Annotated in this window: 21 protein-coding genes; 17 read left to right on the top strand and 4 right to left on the bottom strand. The window is 41.6% G+C overall.

Annotated features, from left to right (window positions below; all coding sequences use genetic code 11):
• Positions 1-47: 47 nt before the first annotated feature.
• The gene (locus ACSSS3_RS06465; protein WP_442846890.1) at positions 48-1367 is read right to left on the bottom strand and encodes a M16 family metallopeptidase; all 1320 of its coding nucleotides are present in this window, start codon (positions 1365-1367) and stop codon (positions 48-50) included.
• A gap of 205 nt (positions 1368-1572) precedes the next feature.
• Here ACSSS3_RS06465 and ACSSS3_RS06460 point away from each other — a divergent pair, with 205 nt between their 5' ends.
• The 6 genes from ACSSS3_RS06460 to ACSSS3_RS06435 all read left to right on the top strand — a co-directional run bounded on the left by ACSSS3_RS06460 (position 1573) and on the right by ACSSS3_RS06435 (position 8844).
• Positions 1573-2040 carry a DUF4199 domain-containing protein gene (locus tag ACSSS3_RS06460; RefSeq protein WP_228228834.1) on the top strand — a complete coding sequence of 156 codons (468 nt, stop codon included), beginning with the start codon at positions 1573-1575 and terminating at the stop codon, positions 2038-2040.
• A 100-nt stretch (positions 2041-2140) separates the two neighbouring features.
• Complete coding sequence (gene rplU / locus ACSSS3_RS06455) at positions 2141-2800, top strand: 50S ribosomal protein L21 (protein WP_228228833.1); 660 nt, start codon at positions 2141-2143, stop codon at positions 2798-2800.
• 34 nt (positions 2801-2834) lie between these two features.
• Positions 2835-3098: a 50S ribosomal protein L27 gene (gene rpmA, locus ACSSS3_RS06450; protein WP_165145304.1), complete on the top strand. Its 264-nt coding sequence runs from the start codon at positions 2835-2837 to the stop codon at positions 3096-3098.
• Between the two features lie 167 nt (positions 3099-3265).
• Entirely contained in the window at positions 3266-4828 is a 1563-nt protein-coding gene (locus ACSSS3_RS06445; protein ID WP_442846889.1) for a tetratricopeptide repeat protein, read from the top strand.
• Between the two features lie 164 nt (positions 4829-4992).
• A complete protein-coding gene (locus ACSSS3_RS06440) occupies positions 4993-7821 on the top strand; it encodes a TonB-dependent receptor (RefSeq protein WP_442846888.1) in 2829 nt (942 codons plus the stop codon).
• A complete protein-coding gene (locus ACSSS3_RS06435; RefSeq protein ID WP_442846887.1) occupies positions 7822-8844 on the top strand; it encodes a phytase in 1023 nt (340 codons plus the stop codon).
• Positions 8845-8921: 77 nt separating this feature from the next.
• On the opposite strand, the gene ACSSS3_RS06430 is transcribed toward ACSSS3_RS06435, so the two are convergent.
• A complete protein-coding gene (locus ACSSS3_RS06430; RefSeq protein ID WP_228228829.1) occupies positions 8922-9266 on the bottom strand; it encodes a TM2 domain-containing protein in 345 nt (114 codons plus the stop codon).
• A gap of 44 nt (positions 9267-9310) precedes the next feature.
• On the opposite strand from ACSSS3_RS06430, the gene ACSSS3_RS06425 reads away from it, so the two are divergent.
• Positions 9311-10189 carry a hypothetical protein gene (locus ACSSS3_RS06425; RefSeq protein ID WP_442846886.1) on the top strand — a complete coding sequence of 293 codons (879 nt, stop codon included), beginning with the start codon at positions 9311-9313 and terminating at the stop codon, positions 10187-10189.
• A gap of 54 nt (positions 10190-10243) precedes the next feature.
• On the opposite strand, the gene ahcY is transcribed toward ACSSS3_RS06425, so the two are convergent.
• Entirely contained in the window at positions 10244-11560 is a 1317-nt protein-coding gene (ahcY, locus tag ACSSS3_RS06420) for an adenosylhomocysteinase (protein ID WP_228228827.1), read from the bottom strand.
• 57 nt (positions 11561-11617) lie between these two features.
• Between ahcY and ACSSS3_RS06415 the strand changes: the two genes are divergently transcribed.
• From ACSSS3_RS06415 to ACSSS3_RS06375, 9 genes are all read left to right on the top strand, one after another.
• The gene (locus tag ACSSS3_RS06415; RefSeq protein WP_442846885.1) at positions 11618-12250 is read left to right on the top strand and encodes a 4'-phosphopantetheinyl transferase family protein; all 633 of its coding nucleotides are present in this window, start codon (positions 11618-11620) and stop codon (positions 12248-12250) included.
• Complete coding sequence (locus tag ACSSS3_RS06410; RefSeq protein WP_442846884.1) at positions 12247-12978, top strand: geranylgeranylglyceryl/heptaprenylglyceryl phosphate synthase; 732 nt, start codon at positions 12247-12249, stop codon at positions 12976-12978. Before ACSSS3_RS06415 ends, ACSSS3_RS06410 begins: the two co-directional genes overlap by 4 nt.
• A 3-nt stretch (positions 12979-12981) precedes the next feature.
• Positions 12982-13614: a nicotinamide riboside transporter PnuC gene (gene pnuC, locus ACSSS3_RS06405; protein WP_442846883.1), complete on the top strand. Its 633-nt coding sequence runs from the start codon at positions 12982-12984 to the stop codon at positions 13612-13614.
• Entirely contained in the window at positions 13575-14135 is a 561-nt protein-coding gene (locus ACSSS3_RS06400) for an AAA family ATPase (protein WP_442846882.1), read from the top strand. The genes pnuC and ACSSS3_RS06400 overlap by 40 nt, the downstream gene beginning before the upstream one ends.
• Entirely contained in the window at positions 14132-15676 is a 1545-nt protein-coding gene (locus ACSSS3_RS06395) for a DUF4301 family protein (protein ID WP_442846881.1), read from the top strand. Before ACSSS3_RS06400 ends, ACSSS3_RS06395 begins: the two co-directional genes overlap by 4 nt.
• Positions 15676-16077 (top strand): alternative ribosome rescue aminoacyl-tRNA hydrolase ArfB, encoded by a 402-nt coding sequence (gene arfB, locus ACSSS3_RS06390; protein WP_442846880.1) that lies wholly within the window; start codon positions 15676-15678, stop codon positions 16075-16077. Before ACSSS3_RS06395 ends, arfB begins: the two co-directional genes overlap by 1 nt.
• Positions 16078-16312: 235 nt before the next feature.
• Positions 16313-16648: a hypothetical protein gene (locus ACSSS3_RS06385; protein WP_442846879.1), complete on the top strand. Its 336-nt coding sequence runs from the start codon at positions 16313-16315 to the stop codon at positions 16646-16648.
• A gap of 52 nt (positions 16649-16700) precedes the next feature.
• On the top strand, positions 16701-17030 hold the full coding sequence (locus ACSSS3_RS06380; RefSeq protein WP_442846878.1) for a hypothetical protein: 330 nt from the start codon (positions 16701-16703) through the stop codon (positions 17028-17030).
• Between the two features lie 203 nt (positions 17031-17233).
• Positions 17234-18592: a sigma-54-dependent transcriptional regulator gene (locus ACSSS3_RS06375; protein WP_442846877.1), complete on the top strand. Its 1359-nt coding sequence runs from the start codon at positions 17234-17236 to the stop codon at positions 18590-18592.
• Here ACSSS3_RS06375 and ACSSS3_RS06370 read toward each other — a convergent pair.
• Positions 18582-20993 carry an ATP-binding protein gene (locus ACSSS3_RS06370; protein WP_442846876.1) on the bottom strand — a complete coding sequence of 804 codons (2412 nt, stop codon included), beginning with the start codon at positions 20991-20993 and terminating at the stop codon, positions 18582-18584. The genes ACSSS3_RS06375 and ACSSS3_RS06370 overlap by 11 nt on opposite strands.
• 283 nt (positions 20994-21276) lie before the next feature.
• On the opposite strand from ACSSS3_RS06370, the gene ACSSS3_RS06365 reads away from it, so the two are divergent.
• Positions 21277-23499, top strand: coding sequence for a TonB-dependent receptor (locus ACSSS3_RS06365; RefSeq protein ID WP_442846875.1), 2223 nt, complete (start codon positions 21277-21279; stop codon positions 23497-23499).
• Positions 23500-23547 lie beyond the last annotated feature (48 nt).

The following is a 23547-nucleotide window of genomic DNA, read 5'->3' as shown; positions in this document are numbered from 1 at the left end:
TGTTTTTTATGGAATGACTCATTAAAGGCTTGAAACTATCCTTCAGTCTATTGTTCGTCTTTTTTAGGCAGGTATTCTACTTCAACACGTTGATTTGGCTTCAAATATTTGTTAGCCACCTCTTTGATTTCTTCGCGGGTAATGGAGCGGTAAATATCAATTTCAGTATTGATGAGGTTGGTGTCGTCGTAAAGCATATAGTTTGTCGCAAGTGTGCTGGCGATACCTTCTACACTTGAGTTGGAATTCACAAAATTGGTCTCGGCTTTATTCTGAAGCTTTTCGTAGTCACTTTCAGAAATAAGGTTATTGCGCAGTTTTGTAATTTCTTCTTCCATCCCTTCAAGCAGGGTTTCTAAACTGGTTTCGCCAAGCGGAAGCCCGTAAATAATATACATCCCGTAATCTTCCTGCTCCAGGTTGATGGCGCCTATTTGTAAAGCTTTCTTTTCTTCATCAACCATCTTTTTGTAAAGCTTAGAGCTTTTACCATCACTTAGATACGAAGAAATCATATTAAGCACATAAGCGTCACGGCTTCCGTAGCCCGGTGTACGGTATGCAGTAAGTATTGCGGGAACCTGAATGTTTTGATCGTAAAAGGTACTCCTTTTGGTTTCGGTAATAGGATCTTCCTGTGGATAGGAACGTTCTAAAGCCGGACCGCTGGGGATAGGACCAAAATAGTCCTGAATCATTTTCTTGGTTTTTGCGATATCAATATCACCTGCAACGACCAGTGCGGCATTGCTGGGCTTATAATATTTATCAAAATAAGTCTGAAACTCTTCAAGTGAAGCAGCATCCAGATCTTCCATATACCCTACGTTGGGATCTTTGTAGGGGTGCTTTTCAAACAGTTGCTCGCTGATGGCAAATAAAAACTGACCGTAAGGTGAATTGTCATAACGTAAGCGACGCTCTTCTTTGACTACTTCATTCTGGGTGTCAACACCTTCTTGTTTGATTATAGGATGAAGCATACGTTCCGATTCCATCCATAATCCCAACTCCAAATTGTTTGAAGGAAAAACTTCATAGTAATACGTACGATCCTGAGACGTGTTTGCATTGTTGGTTCCTCCGTTGGAACTTACGATCTCAAACCATTTGCCTTTCTCTATATTTTCGGTGCCTTCAAAAAGAAGATGTTCAAAAAAATGTGCAAAACCTGTGCGACCATCTTCCCGGTCTTTACCACCCACGTGATACATAACTGCTGTAGTCACCACAGGAGCATTATTATCCTGATGTAGAATAACGTGCAGGCCGTTATCTAAATCGTATTCTTCAAAAGCTACTTCCTGAGCGCAAAGCGAAAAGCCAAGCGCAGTAATAGAAGCAATTGATAAAAACGTCTTTTTCATAAATAAAATTTTAAAATTTATCCTATAAGTAGCGCCTGCAGCCTATATGTTACAAGGACCGGTGTTGATTTTTAATAGTTATCAATAATGCGCTCACTACTTGTGGTAATGGAGCATTGAATAATTAAATTTTTAACAGCTTTTTAGCTGATTTTGAAATTGAAATCCTGAAATTTAGAATTAATCCTAAAAATCAAAAAATAGCATGCTTAAAGTAGCTTTACCCATACGTTTCGGAATTGCAATTACCGCCGGATTAATTGCTTATTTTTTAGTGCTGGCCTTATTTGGCCTCCATACCAATCCTATTTACAGTTTGTTTAATGGAGTCATAACCGGCTTCGGGATTTACGAGGCTATTAAGTATTATAAACTAAGCAAGGGAAAGGACTTTGAGTATGGTGACGGCTTTGCAGTGGGCATTGTTACCGGCTTTGTATCTACGATATTATTCACTGCGTTTTTCGCCCTGTATGCAGCCAATCTAAACCCGGATTTTTTAAGTGTGATGATTTCTAAATGGGAAACCACTTACAACACCAGTTTGGGCAGCGTGGTTTTTGTAGTGGCTATTATGGGCTTTGCAACGAGTGCAGTACTCACCCTCAGCTTTATGCAGTTGTTTAAGCAAAGCTGGAATCCCAAAAAGAAGTCTTCAAAAAACATCTCCTGATTTTCTATTTATAGGTTTGTATAATAAGTAAATAGCCGTATATTTGCGCCCTCTTAAGCCGGAAGGTTTAAGTTTTAACTTATTTTATAAACATAACGCTATGTACGCAATTGTAGAGATAGCAGGGCAGCAATTTAAAGTTGCGAAAGATCAGAAGGTATTTGTAAACCGTCTGTCAGGAGAAGAAGGAGACGAGGTTTCTTTCGATAAAGTTCTTCTTGCAGGAGATGGTGACGACATCACTTTAGGCGCCCCGGCTATAGAAGGAGCTCTTGTTGGAGCAAAGATTTCACGTCACTTAAAAGGAGACAAAGTAATTGTTTTCAAAAAGAAAAGACGTAAAGGCTATCAAAAGAAAAATGGTCACCGTCAATCTCTAACCGAGATTGTAATTGGTGATATTTCTCTTAAAGGTGGTAAAAAAGCTGCTCCAAAGGCAGAGAAAAAAGAAGAGGCAAAAGCTGAAGCCCCAAAGGCAGAAAAGAAAGCTAAAGCTTCATCAAAAGGAGATGATCTTAAAAAGATCGAAGGTGCAGGCCCTAAGGCTGCAGAAGCATTAGTAGCAGCAGGTATTGATACCTTTGCTAAAGTTGCAGCTTCAACTCCAGAGAAATTGAGCGAAATCCTTACGGAAGCCAGCTCAAGATTAAGCCACATCGTTACAGACACATGGCCAAAGCAAGCTGCTTTAGCTGCTGAAGGTAAGTGGGATGAGCTTAAAGAATTACAAGAGAAATTAGACGGCGGGATCGAAAAATAATCCTGTTAAAGTATAACCTTAAAACTAGAATAAGATGGCTCACAAAAAAGGAGTAGGTAGTTCTAAGAACGGTAGAGAATCAGAATCTAAACGTCTAGGTGTTAAGATATTTGGTGGTCAGGCTGCTGTTGCCGGTAACATCATCGTTAGACAACGTGGAAACACACATCACCCAGGTGAGAATGTTTACGGTGGTAAAGATCATACCCTTCACGCTAAAGTGGACGGTATCGTTAAGTTTACCAAAAAGAAAGACAACAAATCTTACGTTTCTATAGTGCCTAGCGCAGAAGCTTAATTAAGACTTTGTTTATCATTAAAAAGCGTCTATCTCATTTGAGGTAGACGCTTTTTTTTATTTACAGCTTTTTAAACCTGAGATAATCCCTGATTAATATGGGCGGGCTATATTGTAGATTTTATGTGTAGCCTTTGAACCCACTACGATTTTTTGCATATTCTGTTGTGAGTATCTGTTTAGTACTGACCCGGCCGGTGTTTGCCCAGGCTAGTGCAGATTCTTACACGTTTCAGGCATTTAATGATTCTTTATTTTATTCCTATAAAACACAGCTGGACCGTGCTCTGCAGGACGGAAATGCAGATAGTATCTATGCTAAACAGTATCAGCTGGCAGAGTTTTATAAAAACGCCCAAATTTACACGCAGGCTGTGGAGCATTACAAGCTTGCTTCCGAAGAAAAAACTCAACATAATGAGTTGTATTCGGCAACTATCAATATCAGTTTGGGCGAAATCTACATCGCGCTGTATAACTATTCTAAAGCCCGGTATTATCTCAACCGAAGTTTAGATTTTTCGGTAAAAACCAAAAACTTAAGAATTAAAGCCAAAAGTTTACAACTCATAGGGGCCTGCTGGGAAAAGCAGGAGAATCCCCAAAAAGCCTTGGTGTTTCAGCGCCAAAGTCTTGCGGTTTATGAAACTTTAAAGGATGCTGTGGGCGAGGCATCGGTAAATGAAAGTATAGGCAGTGTTTACGAAGATTTGGGGGATTTTAAAAAGGCCTATCTGTATTTTGAAAAAGCCTATGTGTATTTTAAAGCAGTCGGAGATGAGCGACAGGTTAATGCCCTAAACAACCTGTCTGATATTTACCGGAAAACAGGAGATTATGCTACGGCACTAACTAAAACCTACCAGGCTCTGAACCTGGCACAGAACTATGCCAATACACATCAAATCACCAGTGCATATAAGGATTTATCAAAAACCTATGCTTTAATCGGGGATTTTGAAAATGCCCACCGGTTTTTACTTAAGTATGAGAAGCTTAAGGAAGATCAGTTTTACTCTCAGAATTTCAGCCAGCTCAATGCCTTACAAACTATTTTTGATACCCGCGAGAATGAGGCTCAAATAGCCTTACTGCAAGAGCAAAACAAAACTTCTAAAGCCCGGTTATTGGCCTTGTCTTTATTGGTTTTTACACTTATAGCTTCGGGTATCATAGTGTTCTATTTAAAGAAAAAGAAGCGTCAGGCTGCTTTAGATCTTCAGCTTTATAAACAACGGGCTTTGGAGGCCGAACTCGAGACCCGCGCAGAGAAAGCACGCAATCTGGAAAGTGAGATTCAGCTTAAGACCGCAACCTTATCAAAATACAGTTTAACCATCGCTCAAAAGAATAAGGTGATCGAAGACGTATCGGGTACCTTGCAAAAGTTGAGTTCGCGTAAGCGCATGGACCTCCCTGCTAAAATCAATGAAATCGCACAGGATCTGGAAGTGCATTTGAAAGAGGATAACGAGTGGGATCAGTTTATGCTGCTTTTTGAAGAGATACATCCCGGGTTTGTCACCAATTTAAATGAGAAATCCCTTCAAAAACTCACCGCAACAGAGCTGCGCTTATGTCTGCTTTTACGTTTGAATCTTTCTTCAAAAGAGATCGCCTCTATCCTAAGAATTACTCCAGACAGCGTGCGGGTCGCCCGGTATCGTTTACGCAAAAAACTTCCTATTGAAACACAGGAAGAGCTCGCCGGTTTTATGTTGAATTTATAAAAGAGGCCTGTTCTTTTCACAAAGGTTAAGGCTGTGTAAAATTTAGGTAATTGTTGCCTTGATGTAGCCCTCTAAAATCCTGAATCTTTACAATTTGTTAGACTTTAATTTAGCCCGTCTTTAAAGGGCTCCGGTAAATTTGGTGCAAACAAAACATCAAAAAAATGAAACTAATTACCAGTTTAAAGTTGCTTATTGTAACGCTGCTTTTTACCTTAAATTATTCCGGATTATCTGCACAGGAGGGCATTATTCAGGGTGTAATAACAGATGAATACGGCATCAACGTTCCCGGTGCCGCAATCTTGATAAAGAACCTTAATAAAGGTGCTGTTTCTAATCAGGACGGAAAATTCACCTTTGTGGAAATACCGGAAGGCAACCATACCCTTACGATTAAGTATCTTGGTTTTTCAGATACCAATAAAGAAATAACCGTTACAGCAGGAAAGACTACCTCAGTTTCTATTTTATTGGCTTCGGAAGAAACAGAACTTGACGACGTACAACTTGTAGGGTTTAGTGCAGGTGGTCAGGCCAGAGCATTAAATACGCAGAAAAACAATGTAAACATCACCAATGTTGTTTCTACAGATCAAATTGGGAAATTTCCCGATGCTAATATTGGTGATGCGACTAAGCGTATTCCCGGGATCACGATGCAGGTTGATCAGGGCGAAGCCCGTAACATTATCGTTAGAGGTCTTGCTCCACAATTAAACTCGGTCACTCTAAACGGAAGCCGTATCCCTTCAGCAGAAGGAGATAACCGTAATGTGCAGATGGACCTTATTCCTTCTGATATGATCCAGACCATTGAGGTGAATAAGGCCGTAACCCCTGATATGGATGCCGATGCCTTAGGGGGTTCGGTAAATCTGGTGACGCGCTCTACTCCGCAAAATTTCAGACTTTCGGCCACAGGTGGCTCGGGAATCAATTTTATCACCGATAAACGTATTTGGAGCGGATCGTTTTTAGTAGGTGAGCGCACCAGGGATAAAAAATTTGGCTGGATGGTTTCAGCATCTATAAATGATAATGATTTTGGCAGTGATAATGTAGAGGCTGAGTGGTCTGATACTTTTTCATACACCAATGCAGATGGCGAGGAAGTGGAAGAAGCTGTAAATCCCTATGCCAGTGTTTATGAAAACCGCAAGTATTTGGTGCAACGTGTAAGACGCAGTTTTTCCGCCAATTTTGATTACAATTTTGATGAAAACAACGAGGTTTACCTGAAAACCATGTACAACTGGCGTGATGATCGCGAGAATAGATTTCGCTTTGAAACTGAGGTGTTAGATGCTGAAGACATTCTGGAAGGCGATTTTGATATGGTAAACAATACACCTTCCCGTTTTCCGGTAGAAGTAAAGCGGGAGACTAAAGGAGGTATCCCCGGTGGTCGAACTCAGAACAGACGCCTTGAAGATCAACGGATGCAGAATTACAGTTTAGGTGGGAATCACCTTTTTGGAAACCTGAAATTCACCTGGATGGGTTCTTATGCCAAGGCGTCAGAAGAGCGGCCTAACGAGCGTTATTTGGTGTATGCTACAGAATATGAAATTAATAACGAAATCAACGATACACGTAAGCCTATTCATACACCCGTAGCTGCAGAAGATTTTTCAGAATTTGAATTAGATGAATTGACCGAAGAATATCAGTTTACCGAAGAAAAGGATGTGAATTTCTTTGCAAATTTTGAGCTTCCTGCAGATTTCTTTACCCAGGGTGATGGTACGGTAAAGTTTGGGGTGCGTGGCCGTTTTAAAAATAAAAACAGAGCCAATAATTTCTTCGAATATACACCGCTTAACGCTGCGTTAGACAACCTGGCAATGGTAGATCAGCGTAGTTATAACGACAATGATTTTTTGGCGGGAGCTAAGTATAAGCCGGGAGTTTTTGCGTCACCAGAGTTTCTGGGCAGCCTTAACCTGAATGATAATGCGGCATTTGAAGGCGAAGCAGTACCCGATGAGTACCTGGGTGACAATTTTGACGTAACCGAAAATGTCTATGCAGGTTATGTGATGACCAATCAAAAACTGTCAGATAAACTGAGTGTTATTGCAGGGCTTCGTGTCGAAAATACGCGTATTGAAAGTACCGGTAACAGCTTTGATGTTGATGAGCCCGAAGCATTTACGCAGATCAATGATGAGAGTACGTATACCAATGTTTTACCCGGTGTACATTTTAAGTATAATGCTTCAGAAAATACGGTATTGCGTTTTGCCTGGACTAACACATTGGCAAGGCCTAATTACATCGACCTGGTGCCGTACAGGCAGCGTGAAGATGATGAGGTTTCTGTTGGTAACCCGCAGTTAAATCCTACCACATCGATGAATTTTGATTTTATGGCTGAGAGATACTTCAGTTCTGTTGGGATTCTTTCGGGAGGGGTGTTTTACAAAGATTTGAATGATTTTATTTACACCAGTGTTTCAGAAGAAGAAACCACGGGTTATGAATTATATAAGCCGCTAAATGGGGATAAAGCACGCATCTTTGGCGCAGAATTAGCCTTTCAGCGTCAGCTTGATTTCCTTCCCGGCTTCCTTAAAAACTTCGGTATTTATGCTAACTACACCTATCTAAATTCTGAAGCTAAAGGTATTGCTAACGAAGACGGCGATATGCGCGGTGACCTGGAACTGCCTGGTTCTTCACCTAATATGTTTAACGCATCACTTTCGTATGCAGATAACGTGTTTAGTGCTCGTCTTTCGGCAAACTATTCTGATGCCTATATAGATGAATTAGGCGGTAATGCCTTTGAAGATCGTTTTTATGACGAGCAGTTTTTCCTGGATTTTAACGCTACCGTTTTCATATCCAGAAACCTTCAGGTTTATGCCAATTTAAATAACATTACAAACCAGCCACTGCGTTATTATCAGGGAGTGAAAAACCGTACCATGCAAATGGAATACTACAGCACACGTTTGACCTTTGGTGTAAAATATGATTTATTCTAGATGAAAAAATTTAAGTATATCGCTGCATGCAGCACAGTAATTATTTTAGTTTCCTGCGGAAGTAAAAAGTCGCAACTGACCGAAATTAAACCGGATATTATTACCGAACACGTAAAGTATGATACCGATGATCCTGCGATCTGGATTAATGCACAAGATGCTTCAGCCAGCATTGTTTTTGGTACAGATAAGGATACAGACGGGGGAGTTTTCGCCTTTGATTTGGAAGGAAAGATCATTCCGGAAAAATCGATTACAAATATTGAGCGTCCCAATAATGTCGATTTGCGATATGGTTTCCCTTTAAACGATTCAACCGAAACAGACATCATTGCCTTTACCGAGCGGGAACGGAAAATGCTACGCATCTACTCAGTGCCCGATATGAAAGCATTGGACGGCGGGGGCTTTCCGGTTTTTGACGATGATAGCAATGAAGCATTTCAATACCCAATGGGGGTGAGCCTTTATAAATCTCCAATTGATGGAGCGTTTTATGCAATAGTGGGGCGCAAAACAGGTCCTTTGGAGAATTACCTCTACCAATACAAAATTACTTCAAAAGCAGACAGCCTTGTAGGATTTGACCTTGTGCGTAAGTTTGGAAGCTTTAGTGGTAAGAAAGAAATAGAGGCTATTGCTGTTGATGATGCTCTGGGCTATGTTTACTATTCTGACGAAGGGGATAGCGTGAAAAAATATTATGCAGAACCTTCTAAAGGGAATGAGCAACTGGCAGCTTTTGGTCAGGAGGATTTTTTAGAAGACATTGAAGGGATTGCGATTGCATCTTACCCCGATGGTAGTGGGATGATTATCGTTTCAGACCAGCAGCGTGGGCAGTTTAATCTTTACGATCGTAAGACTAACGCATTTATTAAGGCATTAAACCTTACAACTACCGAAACAGATGGTTGTGAGGTGGTTACTGTTCCTTTAAATGGAACGTTTAAAAACGGTTTGTTTGTCGCGATGAATGATGACGGGACCTTTTATTATTACGATTTGGGTAAACTGAAATAAACATTTCTCAAAATTAGTGACCAATAAAAAAACCCGCCAGGACTCTGGCGGGTTTTATAATTTAAAAAGGCTTTAGACTATAGTCCGGGATAGCTTCCGGTAATGATGTCGATAAGGTCAACAATTGCCCAGATACCTAAACCTCCAAAAGTGAGGATAAATAAAATGTTCCATCCTATTGGACTTTTAAGATACCAGCGGTGAGCAGCAAAAGGCCATAAGAAAACCCATAGTAAAAGGGCTGTCATTTGGCTATCTAATGCATAAGCAGCAGGGCTTACCAGTTCGTCAGCAGCTTCATCTTCGTTTGCAACAAGAGTAGTTGTTTCTGCTGCTGCACGGCGCTCTACAGGGAATCCTGCAAATGCCGGAATGCTTACCATAAGTAGTAAAGCAAAAAGAAAAGTAATTCTTAAGTTCATAGTTAATGTATTAAATTAGTTTCCTAAAAGTACGAGTAAAAAGTATGACTCTTAAAAATAAATTTCCCTTTTTCTTAATTTTTCTCTTTTCATCGATTAGCCTGTTTGCTCAAAGCTATGACTACCTGGGGGTTATAAAACTAAATGATTCGTCCTTCATCAGTTACCGGCTTACCTTTGAAAAGGTAAACGATTCCATCAAAGGATATTCATTAACCGACTACACCGGTAAACACGAGACAAAATCGAATGTTAAAGGTTATTACGACGAAAAAAATAGTCGCCTAACATTTTCAGAATACGATATTGTTTACACCAAGTCTCCGGTGGTGCAAAAGGATTTTTGCTTTGTTCATTTTGAAGGAAAGGTGCGCAATTTAGACCGTACCGGTGCTTTTAGCGGTGCATTTAAAGGAAAGTATGCCGATGGGACTAAATGTCTGAATGGCGAAATTTTACTCAACGATCAGGGTAAAATCGCTGAACGTCTGGCTAAAATAGATCGCAAGATTCAGCGTAACGGCCGAATCGCAGACTCCGTAAAACAGAAAGTGAGCGTGGGCCGAGTGCTTGATACCATAAGCCGAAACATAATCGCCAAAAACGAAAACCTGAATATTTACACGCGGGATCAAAAGATCAAGCTCGTGATTTACGATGCCGGAAAGGAAGACGGGGATCAGGTTAATTTATTTATTGATGATAAACCCGTTTTAGAAAACTATACGGTTTTACACGACAAAAGAATACTGGAAGTTCGTCTGGCAAAACCTCAGACCGTTATTCGCGTTGAGGCGGTGAGTGAAGGCACTTCTGCACCTAATACGGTGCGTCTTGAAGTAGAAGATACACGCAACTTCGTTCGTACCATAACAAACCTTAAAAAGGGCGAAAAAGCGCAGATGACCCTGGTGAAAAAATAAACCCCCGCATCACTGCGAGGGTTTTATCTAATATCTAAAGTCTCAGATCTTAAACTAGTATCTGTAGTATTCCGGCTTATATGGCCCTTCAACTTCAACGCCAATATAATCGGCTTGCTCTTCATTAAGTTTGGTCAATTCTACACCTATTTTCTCTAAGTGTAAAGCAGCAACTTTTTCATCTAAATGCTTAGGCAGCATATAAACTTCGTTTTGATAATTGTCGCTGTTTTTCCACAACTCAATCTGTGCTAAAGTCTGGTTTGTAAAGGAGTTACTCATTACAAAACTGGGGTGACCGGTTGCGCAACCTAAGTTTACCAAACGTCCTTCCGCCAATAAAATAATGTCTTTACCGTCAATAGTATATTTATCTACCTGAGGTTTGATCTCATCTTTGGTGTCACCATAATTTTCGTTTAACCAGGCAACCTGAATCTCGTTATCAAAGTGGCCGATGTTACATACTATGGTTTTGTCTTTCATAGCTTTAAAGTGCTCCCCGCGTACGATATCTTTATTACCGGTTGTGGTAATCACGATATCTGCATTGGCAACAACGGTTTCCAGTCTTTTAACTTCAAAACCGTCCATGGCAGCCTGTAGGGCACAAATAGGATCAATTTCGGTAACGGTGACTATAGAACCAGCACCTTTAAAAGAAGCAGCGGTACCTTTACCTACATCCCCGTAACCGCATACTACTACGCGCTTGCCGGCAAGCATCACATCTGTTGCACGACGCACGGCATCAACAGCACTCTCGCGACAACCAAATTTATTGTCAAATTTAGACTTGGTTACACTGTCATTAACGTTGATGGCAGGCATAGGAAGTGTGCCTTTTTTCATACGCTCGTACAGACGGTGAACTCCGGTTGTGGTTTCTTCAGAAAGGCCTTTTATACCGGGGCCTAATTCCGGATATTGATCAAGTACCATATTGGTTAAATCCCCTCCGTCGTCAAGAATCATATTCAGCGGCTTGCGGTCTTCTCCAAAAAACAGGGTTTGTTCAATACACCAGTTAAATTCTTCTTCGTTCATTCCTTTCCAGGCATAAACCGGGATGCCTGCTGCTGCGATCGCAGCTGCGGCATGATCCTGTGTAGAAAAAATATTACAGGAGCTCCAGGTAACGTCAGCTCCTAAAGCAACCAAGGTTTCAATCAAAACTGCGGTTTGAATGGTCATATGCAAACAACCGGCAATACGAGCTCCTTTCAGAGGCTGCTCTGCTCCGTATTCTTCACGTAAAGCCATAAGGCCCGGCATCTCTGCTTCGGCCAATTCAATTTCTTTTCTTCCCCAGGCGGCCAAAGAAATATCTCTGACTTTATAAGGAACGTACTGCACTGTTTTCGTTGACATAGTCTTATATTTACAATTCTTATTTTTTGCAAAAATACGTAATATCCGCTACTTAACGTGCCACTTTTCAAAACAATAACGCCAAATCCCACTACCACGATTTACATCTGGAAGGTAGAAGAGCCTCTTGAAGATTTGGAACAAAATGTAAATCTGACTTCGCATTGCAGAGCTCGTTTAGAGAGTATGAAATCGGAGTTGCACCGAAGGGGATTCCTTAGCATCAGACACCTGTTGCACGAGGCGGGCTATACCGATCAGGATTTGTACTACACCGATAACGGGAAACCCCATCTTCGGGACGGCAAATACATCTCGATCACCCATTCCTATAATTTTACGGCGATAATCGTCAGCGACGATACCGAAGTGGGTATTGATATCGAAATGCAGCGCGATAAAATTCTGCGTATCGCCTCACGCTTTACGCCGCTTAAGGAATACCACACGTTGGCCAATGAGGATGCTTTGATACGAAAGCTTACGATTGTTTGGGGTGCCAAAGAATCGCTGTATAAAATTTATGGGGTTAAGGGTATCAGTTTTCTGAAGCATATCTATGTGGAAGATTTCGATTTTGAGGATTCAAAAACCACGGCAAGTATTAGTTACGAAGGCAATAAAAGCAATTATGCGATCGATTTCCTGGAGTTTGAAGGTTTTACCTGCGTTTACGCCCTGGCGCTATGATCAGCAATTTTACGCATAGCGGAAGTGTTATCTACTCACAATTGGAGCGGGCAGCAGCACTCGGGCAGCCTTGCTTTGCGATTCTTTTTGACCCTGAAGAACTAAGGCTTCAGGATCTGGAAAAGCAGATTGAAGCGCTTCCTGATCACACGACACACCTTTTTGTAGGCGGAAGCACGGCAACCGCAGCACAAACGCAGCTTGCGGTACGGGAGCTTAAAAAACATTCCGGTTTGCCTGTGGTTCTTTTTCCGGGGGATCACAATCAGATAACCGCTGAAGCAGATGCGCTTCTTTTTTTGAGTTTGATTTCGGGTGAAAACCCCGAGTATCTCATTCGCCAGCAGATCAAATCGGTCGATAAGCTGAAAAATTCAGCCTTAGAAATCATTCCCACCGGCTATATCCTGATTGATGGCGGCACTGAGACCGCAGTGCAGCGGGTGAGCAAAACGCAACCGCTCGTACAGGATGATCCTGACCATATTGTAGCCGTTGCGCTTGCAGGGCAGTATTCCGGTAAAAAATTAATCTATCTCGAAGCCGGAAGTGGAGCGAAAACTCCCGTTTCTGCCGAAATTATAAAAGCAGTGAAGCAAGCGATCCATATTCCCCTTATTGTAGGCGGTGGGATTAGAACCCGGGAACAGCTGGAACGCGCATATTCTGCTGGGGCAGACCTTGTTGTCGTGGGCACCGCTTTTGAAAACGGAAATTTCAGAATTTAAGCTATGGCTGAAACACTCGATTTCCTGTTTGGGCAGTACTCCGATTATGAGACGTCTTCCATTGTCCTGGAACTAATAGGTGTTATTTTCGGTTTGCTTTCAGTATGGTTTTCAAAGCAAAATAATATTTGGGTGTATCCTACTGGGATGATCAGCACCGCTATTTTCGTGTATTTACTGGCTAAATGGGGTTTACTGGGTGATATGATGATCAACGCCTATTATTTTTCGATGAGTGTTTACGGCTGGTACATCTGGACGCGCAAGGTAGATGCAGAGCACGTTACGCCCATTACTTCGACTACTGCCAAAGAGCATCAGATTTCAGCAATAATATTTATCGCCACTATTGTTTTTGTCTTTATCGTGTATACGGCTTTTGATAAGTGGAATGACTGGACGGCTTATGTAGATACGCTTACCACAGCAATTTTCTTTGTGGGAATGTGGCTTATGGCACGCCGCAAGCTTGAGAACTGGATCTATTGGATACTTGGAGATGTAATTTCGGTACCGCTGTATTTTTACAAAGGTTTCACATTTACCAGTTTACAATATCTTATTTTTACTGGGCTTGCTATTTACGGCTATATCTCTTGGAAAAAATACCTCAACAAAAACCCGGTAATTGCTTAAAAGTCGTACTCTTCGGTCCGGAGAGTACCGGCAAGACTACGCTTTCCCAAAAACTTTCAGAACACTACAACGGCACCTGGGTACCAGAATTTGCACGGGAGTACCTTCAGCAAAAATGGGATGAGCAGCAAAAAATTTGCGAGCCTCAAGATATTTTCCCCATTGCTGCAGGACAAATGAAATTGGAAAACACTGCTGTTAATTCTGAAGAAAAAATAGTATTTTGTGATACAGACCTCTTGGAAACAATGGTTTACAGTGAGGCCTATTTTGACGGTTGGTGTGATGAGCGTGTGCGGGAGGCCGCTTTGACTTCCAGATATGATCTGTATATTCTTACTTATATAGATGTGCCCTGGCAGGCAGATGATCTAAGAGATCGACCCGGCCAGCGTGAAGAGATGTTCAGGCTTTTTGAACAGGCGTTAATTCAACACAACCGGCCCTATATGCTCGTTAAAGGCAATCTGGAGGAGCGCATCAAACAAATTACCAACCAACTAAACACCAGACTAAATTGAACTTTACAGACCAGGAAATCAACGAAATTAAAAATCATGGGTTGACGCTCGATCAGGTCAAATCACAGATTGAACTATTTGTAAACGGAGTGCCCAACGTTAAGCTTGTCGCGCCCGCAACCGTTTCTGATGGTATTTTTAAACTTTCAAACGATGAGGAGTTACAATACCTTGACGCTTATGAACGTAAAAAGCAGGAACTCGATTTATTGAAATTCACTCCGGCATCTGGCGCAGCCAGCCGTATGTTTAAAAAAATCTATCAGTTTCTCGAAGAATACAATCCCGAAAAAGAATCTATTGATGCATTTTTAGAGAGCACAGGTGATAAACATATGCAGGCTTTTTTTGATGGCTACGAAAACTTTCCGTTTTACCATCATATTATGGATAAGCTTGATAAATCTGCTTTGGAGGATGAGAGTGCCAAAAAATATGCTTTTATCAAAACCATGATGGCAGCAGATGGTGAAGATTACGGCAGTTTGCCTAAAGGTTTAATACCCTTTCACTATTACGGTTGTTATAAGGCAACTGCTTTTGAAGAGCACCTGCACGAGGCAGCGGCCTATGCGGCTAAAAACGATCACGCATCCCTGCATTTTACGGTTTCTCCGGAGCACGAAGAAGCTTTCCGGAAGGAATACGATACCATTCATGCTTCGGTAAGCAATACCACGGGGGTGAATTTTGACGTAAGTTATTCGTTTCAGAAACCGGAAACCGATACCGTTGCGGTTACGATGGATAATAAATTGTACCGTCAGGAAAACGGTAAATTGTTATTTAGACCGGGCGGTCACGGGGCGCTTATTGAAAATCTCAACGATGTGGATGCCGATTTGATTTTTATCAAAAACATTGATAATGTTCTGGTACAGGATCAGATTCACGCTTTGGCACGCTCCAAGCGTATTTTGGCCGGTTTACTGCTTAAAAAGCAGGAGCAGGTTTTTAAATATGCAGCACTTTTAGACGAAGACAGCATCACCGATGCCCAGCTTGACGAATTGGTCGCATTTTTAAAAGAAGATTTTAGTACGCGTATTGATGATGCCTATTCGAGTTTTTCGCAGAGCGAAAAGAAAAACTATTTGGCCGAATTGCTTGATCGTCCTATTCGCGTTTGCGGAATGGTTAAAAATGAAGGTGAGCCCGGCGGCGGACCGTTTTGGGTGGAAGATGAAAGCGGAAAAGTAGCCCTTCAAATTATTGAAAGCGCACAGGTAAATGAAAAGGATGCAGATCAGCAGGAAATTTTCAAACAGTCTACCCATTTCAATCCGGTTGATATTGTTGCCGGGGTGCGTAATTATAAGGGCGAAAAATACAACCTGCTCGACTACGTAAATCCCGATCTGGCTTTCATCGCTTATAAAACCGATGGTAGTAACGAGATTAAAGCTCTCGAACTTCCGGGATTGTGGAATGGCGCGATGGCCCGCTGGAATACGTTGTTTGTTGAAGTACCTCTGGAAACCTTCAACCCGGTTAAAACGGTAAATGACCTATTAAAACCGGCTCATCAGGCGCAGTCTTAATGAATAAGAAAATCCTGCAATCTGAATGTGAGTTTAAAGCGGTGCGTAGTAGCGGTCCCGGAGGCCAGCACGTGAATAAGACATCTACAAAGGTCATGCTACACTGGGATCTTGAAGCTTCGGCTGTTTTTACAGAGGAGCAAAAAGAGCGATTAGGTCAACGTTTGGCTTCCAAACTCACTACAGAGAACCAGTTGGTGCTATCTTACGATCAAAGCCGAAGTCAGCATAAAAACAAGGAAGAAGTTTTTAAGAATTTGGTCCAGCTGCTGGAGAAAGCTTTGGTAATACCCAAAAAACGAAAAAAGACCCGGCCTACTTTGGCTTCGAAAAAGCGTAGGCTCGAATCTAAAAAGCAAAACGCCCAGAAAAAGGCAAACCGTAAACCGCCTGATTTTTAGTTTTCAAATAAATGTTTTCAAAAAGTGTGGATTTTTTCCACATTTTTTTTGTGGAATATATGCTGTTCCACAGTTTCTGATTCTTCGCAGTATTTTTTAGTTAGCTGGTATTCAAAACTTTATAGGATCAATAGGTCTGCTTCAGGTTTTGGTACAATCTTGTTATTATATCTCCCGAGTTTGCGAATGAAACTCTTGAATAAAACAAATTACAATTCTATAAAATCTAAAAATTATGAAAAGTTTAGTTATGACCGCAGCTGCAGCAGCAACAATGCTATTTGCAACACAAAATATAAATGCTCAAACCTCTTCAGAAGATGTAGCGATGACCAAAACCGAAGTTCAGGCACCAGCACAACAGGATGGGTTTGAAAAGGTAGAAACTTCAGCTTTACCTGAAAAAGTAACTGCTGCAGTAGCGGCAGATAAGGCCGGGGCAACTGTTGATCAGGCGTTCTACAATGAGAAACTCAAAGTCTACAAACTCATGTTGCAGGCTGAAGGCGCTGAGATGGAAACAGCTTACATCAATGAAGAAGGTAAGTGGGTGAAAATTCAGAAAAAATAAATTTTAATCAAATTCAATAATCCGCACAACTCGTGCACAAAATACTTTAATTATGAAAAATCTGGTAATGACCGTAGCCGCAGCAGCAACTTTGCTTTTCGCTACACAGAATATAAATGCTCAGGAACAAACCGGTGGTGAGATGGCCGTAGCTAAAACACAGGTAGAAGCACCCATTCAAAAATACACGCCTATTGAAGTTTCTGAACTGCCTGTTACAGTAACAGATGCGGTAAAAGAAGATAAGGCTGGTGCAACTGTGACTGAAGCCTGGGCAGATGCCGAAAAGAAAACTTTTAAACTCACGCTTGAAAAAGAAGGAGCTGAAGCCGAAACAGCATACATCAATGCTGCCGGTGAATGGATTGAGCCCAAAGAGTAGGTTAAGTTTCCCATTTTTGAATTCTTAATTGTAGAATGGTTAATGATTCAAAAGGTAAGCCCCGATGCAAGTCGGGGCTTTTTTGCGTATACCATATACCTGTCTGGAACGTTCTCTTAAAAATGGGTTTGTTTAACCTTTTTTAGGATACGGAACTCTAGCAAAATTAAAGGTGTTTGTACTTTTAAATAAAATTTATCGGTTTGGCCAAAATATTACTAATAGAAGATGATGTGGCATTTTGTAAAATGCTGGAAACCTTTTTAGAAAAGAACGGTTTTCAGGTGACTGCTGCCTTCACAGCATCTCAGGCTAGGAATAAGTTGAAAGAAGAGCAATTTGATCTGATCATTACCGACGTGCGATTGCCTGACGACGATGGGCTGAGTATATTGAAATGGGTAAATGACAGCAGTAAGGTGTGTCCGGTTATTCTGATGACCGGCTATGCTGAAGTGAATAAAGCTGTCGAAGCGATGAAGCGGGGTGCTGTTGATTATATTTCAAAACCGGTACGTCCCGATGAACTTCTCAGCATCATTAAAAAAAATCTTGAAGTAAAGCCCCAGGAAGGTGCAGACCAACAAAATACGAAATCAACCGGAGCTGTATCAGGGAGTACTTCGGGCGCGAAATCAGACTTTATAGTAGGTGTGAGCGATGCAGCATTAAAGCTGAATAATTATGTAGATCTCGTTGCCCCAACAAACATGTCTATTTTAATCATAGGTGACAGCGGTACGGGGAAGGAATATGTAGCCAAAAGTATTCACGATAAGAGTAAGCGAAAGGAAGCTGCTTTCATAGCTGTTGATTGTGGTGCAATACCAAAAGAACTGGCCGGGAGTGAGTTTTTTGGTCACGTAAAGGGTTCGTTTACCGGAGCTGTCTCTGACAAAGTGGGGCATTTTGAAGCAGCAAATGGAGGAACCTTATTTCTTGACGAAATAGGTAATTTGTCTTACGAGTTGCAGGTACAACTCCTGAGGGCATTACAGGAACGCAAAGTAAAGCCCGTGGGTAGTAATACTGAAATTTCAGTAGACATACGGGTTATAGCAGCAACCAACGAAGATTTGGAAAAAGCCATTGAAGCCGGTGAGTTTAGGGAGGATCTTTATCACAGGTTGAATGAATTTTCGATCAGGATGCCCAGTCTTAAGGAGCGTCGGGAAGATTTGATGCTTTTTGTTTATGTTTTTCTGGATCAGGCAAACGCAGAGTTGGAAAAACAGGTAACCGGGTTTTCAGACGAGGCTGTCGAAGCGATAAAGAATTATGAGTGGCCGGGCAATCTGAGACAATTAAAAAATGTAGTTAAACGTTCGGTTTTGCTGAGTACCGATGAGATTATTCCCCTTTCAATTTTACCACAAGAATTGCTGGTGAAGCGCGATACAACGCATAATCCCTTTTCGCTTTATAATGCCGAAAATGAGCAGGAGCGCATACTGGATGCTCTGGAACAGGCGGGAGGAAATAAAAGTAAAGCCGCACGCCTGCTGGATATCGACCGAAAAACGCTTTACAATAAATTAAAACACTACGGGATTAAGCTTTAAGATACTGCCCGATTTCTTCGAGCAAAATCTGACTTTGCTCCCGTACTTCCGCAAGAATTTCTGACAGATTACTTTTTGGCTGCTCTTTAGACTTTAAGCCTTCCAGCTTTTCCAGAAGGGCGATTAAGGTGTGCGCTTCAAGTTGCCGAATCATAGGCAACATTTTATGAGCAATCTCTTTAATACTGTCAGTATCGCGCTTGTTTTGCTCTAATGCTAACAGATTTTCAGCTGTACTGGTGCTAAAAATATGCAGTATGCTGGCTAGCGCCTGTTGATCATTTCCGGTAAAAGCCCGTAGTTGATTTAGTGAGAAATGCGTTTTTGTTGATTCTATGTGATTCCCTTCTGCAATTGAAGCTTTGGTTTTCAGCATCCCGATAGTCTCAACAGTCTGTATAAGATCAGCGGGTTTAAAGGGTTTTTCTAAATGCGTGGCAAACCCGAAAAACCGGTAATCTGATTTTTTTAAGGTAGCATTACCACTAAGCGCAATAACCGGAATTGTTTTTAACTGTTTGCTTTTTTTCAATTCTTTTATCAATGAAATTCCATCCATCACCGGCATTTGAATGTCTGTAAGAATAAGATCAGGTCTATTTTTATTGAGGAGTTCTAAAGCTTCCGCTCCGTTAAAGGCAGTAGTTACCTGCAAATCATAATTTGCAAATAATGCCCGGGCAAGTTGCAATTGTGCCGGTTCATCATCTACCAGCAAAACGTGCTGAATAAGAATTTTTTCTGTGGCTGCCGGGCTTTGATTTTTTGAAGGACTTTCTGCAAGCTTTCCTGACTTTTCAACCGGTATGATTAGGGTAAACGTACTCCCTTTATGAGGTGTGCTTTCTAATTTCAGGTCACCTTTGAGCAATGTGGTAAGTCGCCGGGAAATAGAAAGTCCCAGGCCAAAGCCACCAAATTTACGCTGGGTGGTTTCTTCGGCCTGTGCAAACTCTTTAAAAATATGCTCTTGTTGCTCTTTAGGAATACCGCATCCGGTGTCTATAACTTTAAAAATTAACTCACCCGATTGGTAATTTGCTGTGATTGTAATGCTTCCGCTCTGGGTAAATTTATAAGCGTTGGTTACGAGATTACTTAAAATTTGCTTTATGCGAAAGGGATCACTTATAAATAGCTGATTGACTTCTTCGCCTATATGTGTAGTTATCTCAATCCCTTCCTTAAGCGGTTTGGGTAAACTCACGACAAGCACATCATTTACGAGTTTTTCAGGATTAAACGGAATGTTTTCAATCTTGATTTTACCGGCTTCAAGTTTTGAAAAATCGAGCAGGTCGTTGACCAGATTCAGAATATAATCTCCAGATTTTTCTACAGTTTCCAGATAGCGCTGTTGCTTGGGTTCTAAGGGTGTTTTTTTGAGCAAATCGGTAAAACCTATGACCGTATTTAATGGCGAACGCATATCGTGCGTGATGGTAGCCATCAATTGTTCGCGGCTTTTTAAAAGCGATTGAGTCACCTCGTTGCTTTTCTGCAAGTCTTTATTGTACTGCTGGCTGCGTGAGGCGTCTTTGAAAATAAGTATGATAAACCCGATTGCCAGGACGATACTGATAAGGCCTATGATTTGAAGTGTTTTAGTAATAGCAGCAATGCGGTTATTGAGTTCTGCCTCGCGCTCTCTTGCCGTAAGAGAACTTTCGCGTTCAAGAGCGTTTAAGAGATTGCGAATTTTCAGGTTGAGGTTACGATCATTACCCAGTAAATTGTTTTCCCTGTTGATGATATTTAATTCCAGTTCTTTCTTGCGAGCTTCGATCCTGGCAAGGGTTTCCCGGACGGTTTGGGCCATTGCCGTCATGTTTTGATCCTTATCGGCGTTGTCTTTTCTAATGTATTCCATCAAATCAACCACTACTTTTTTTGAATAGGGGTCCAAAGAATCGAGCCGCGGATCATTGGCATAATCTTCAAAATAGATGTCTTCTTTGATCAATTCAGATAAAGCTTCGTCATAATAATTACGTGAATATTGCTCCTGGCGCAGGCGCACCATGGTTTTGATATTCTTGGTTTTTTCACCCAGCAATAGTTGAATGCTGTCGAGCTGCGTTTTTTGATTTTTTCTTGCAGTAATTAACTGTAGTGAGTCTATTGCCTGATCAATACTGTCTGCCACCTGGGTATAGGTATTAAACTGATCTAGAGAACCCGTGGCCATAGCGGTTCTGCCTATAGTTTCAGCCTTGTATAAATAACTAAGCGCGTTGCTGATGTACGTGAGTTTTTTATTGGCCGTCTGCTCTTGTTGAGGGGGGTAGATAACTTTTTTTAATTCGGGGTAAATAAGCCAAATAGCCAAAAATACGAGCAATCCGATCATTATATAACCGGTAAGTACTTTGAGCGTTATGGATCTTTTGGTGTTTTTCATTGAAAATTAAAATTAAGTCTGAAGCAGGGAAAACTCCTTAAATCTTTTATAAAAACAGTTTTATTGCCTTACATTTGCCGCCTAATCTCAAAGGGGTGCTTAAACTTCCGGGTGACCGGAAAGCGAGCTGAGATCATACCCAATGAACCTGGGCGGATAATGCTGCCAAGGGAAACGCTTAAAATGCCGGTGACGATCGGTTGAATTTTAAGCAACATTGCATTTATTAACTAATAGTAACACGGAATAATTGCCCCTTTTATTCGTAAAAATCATTTTACGGATGAAAACTCTTTTATTCGCCTGTGCTGCCAGCCTAACAACTTTTGGCGCACTCGCACAACAAAAACCGGTCATAGACACGACCGAAGTCAACAAACTGGACGAAGTTCTGGTGCAATCCATCAGGGTTGATGCCGACTCTCCCATCACCTACAGCAATCTTTCTAAACAGGAAATCGAGGAGCGCAATCTGGGGCAGGATTTGCCTATTTTGCTCAACTACCTGCCCAGTGTGGTCACCACCTCAGACGCCGGTGCCGGCATTGGTTACACAGGATTCCGGGTACGGGGTACGGGAAATCAGGGAATCAATGTGACCATTAACGGGATTCCCTACAACGACGCAGAGAGTCTGGGAACTTTTTTTGTGAACCTTCAGGACTTTAGCAGTTCTATTCAGAGCGTGCAATTGCAGCGCGGGGTGGGGACTTCTACAAACGGTGCGGGAGCTTTTGGAGCCAGCTTAAACATCCTGACCGATGCGGCAGACGATAAAGCGTATGCCGAAGTAAATGCTTCGGGCGGATCGTTTAACACCAGCCGGGCTAATGTAAAATTCGGTACCGGCCTCATTAGTGATCATTTTAGTTTTTCCGGAAGGCTTTCGGCCATTAAATCAGACGGCTATGTAGATCGCGCCAGTTCTGATTTGAAATCTTATTTTCTTCAGGGTTCTTACCGGGATGAAAACACTTTGCTTAAAGCTATTGTCTTTGGCGGTCATGAGATTACCTACCAGTCCTGGAACGGCATTGATGCCGAAACCCTGGCAACAGATCGCAGGTTTAATCCCATAGGATTTCAGTATGATGATGAAGGCAATTTTGAAGGCTTTTACAATAATCAGGTTGATAATTACAAGCAGGATCATGTGCAGCTATTGTGGAACCAGAAATACGATGGCGGCTGGTCTACAAACCTGGCGTTGAACTATACCATGGGTCGCGGATTTTATGAGGAATATGTGGATTCCTGGTATTATGAAAATATAATGTACACCAATGACGCAACATTTGAAGCTTTAGGCTGGGAGCCTTACGAGGTAGATGGCGAGCTGCAAACCGATACCGATTTAATACGCCGTCGCTGGTTAGATAACCGCTATTATGTGGCGAATTTGACCACCAATTATTCTGACGAAAACATCGATTTTGATGCGGGGATTTTTGGTAGTTTGTATAGTGGAGATCATTATGGGGAAATTGTCTGGGCCCGCTATTTTTCGCAGACTGAAGAAGCCGGATACCGCTACTATTTTGGTACTGCAGATAAGAACGAGTTTACCACATTTGCCAAAGCAACCTGGAGAATTGACGATATATGGAGTGTCTTTGGAGATGTACAGGGCCGTTTTATAAGTTATGAGACAGACGGGATAGATAACGACCGCGAAGATTTTATAATCGACGAGAACTATTCGTTTTTTAATCCCAAAGCCGGTGTGACTATCACCTTAGATGAATCAAATCGTATCTATGCGTCATACGCACGGGCCAATCGCGAACCCAACCGTACCGATTTTGAAAACGGAAATCCCGTTCCTGAAAGTCTTAATGATTTTGAATTGGGCTACCGATATACTACAGCTCGCGCCCGGGTTTATGCTAATGCCTATTATATGGATTACCGCAATCAACTCGTGCTTACCGGTGCTATTGATGATGTGGGAGCGCCCATTCGTCAAAACAGCGGGTCAAGTTATAGACTGGGTCTGGAGATCGAGGCAGGCCTGGAGATCATACCGGGTATGCTGGCTACGACACCTAACATTGCGTTGAGTACCAATAAAAACAGGGATTTTTTCTTTGAGCGGGATGGTGAATTGCAGAATTTAGGAAATACCAATATTTCCTATTCACCAAATGTCGTGACAGCAAACCGTATTGATTATTTTCCAACGAAAGGATTGCGGCTGTCATTATTGTCCAAATATGTTGGCGAGCAGTATTTAGGTAACATTGATGCAGAAAGCTCGAAGCTGGATGCCTATTTTGTAAATGACTTCAATGCACAGTATGATTTGGGAGCATTGGGCTTTGCCAAATCGGTTACACTTACGTTGCTAGTAAACAATTTCCTAAGTGAAGAATACGTCTCCAACGGATATTTTTTCACGTATGATGATGATTTTACAAATCCCGGAACGGTGACAACTATTGAAGGGACAGGTTATTATCCGCAGGCAAAAATCAACTTTTTAGTGGGTGCCAGCGTTCGATTTTAAAACTTTATGATTGAGTAATTGAAAGCTGTCCGGGGTTAATCTTCGGGC

It is taken from the genome of Leeuwenhoekiella sp. H156, from assembly GCF_052218455.1.
Lineage (GTDB): Bacteria > Bacteroidota > Bacteroidia > Flavobacteriales > Flavobacteriaceae > Leeuwenhoekiella > Leeuwenhoekiella parthenopeia.
This window is presented reverse-complemented; position numbering and strand designations above follow the sequence as displayed.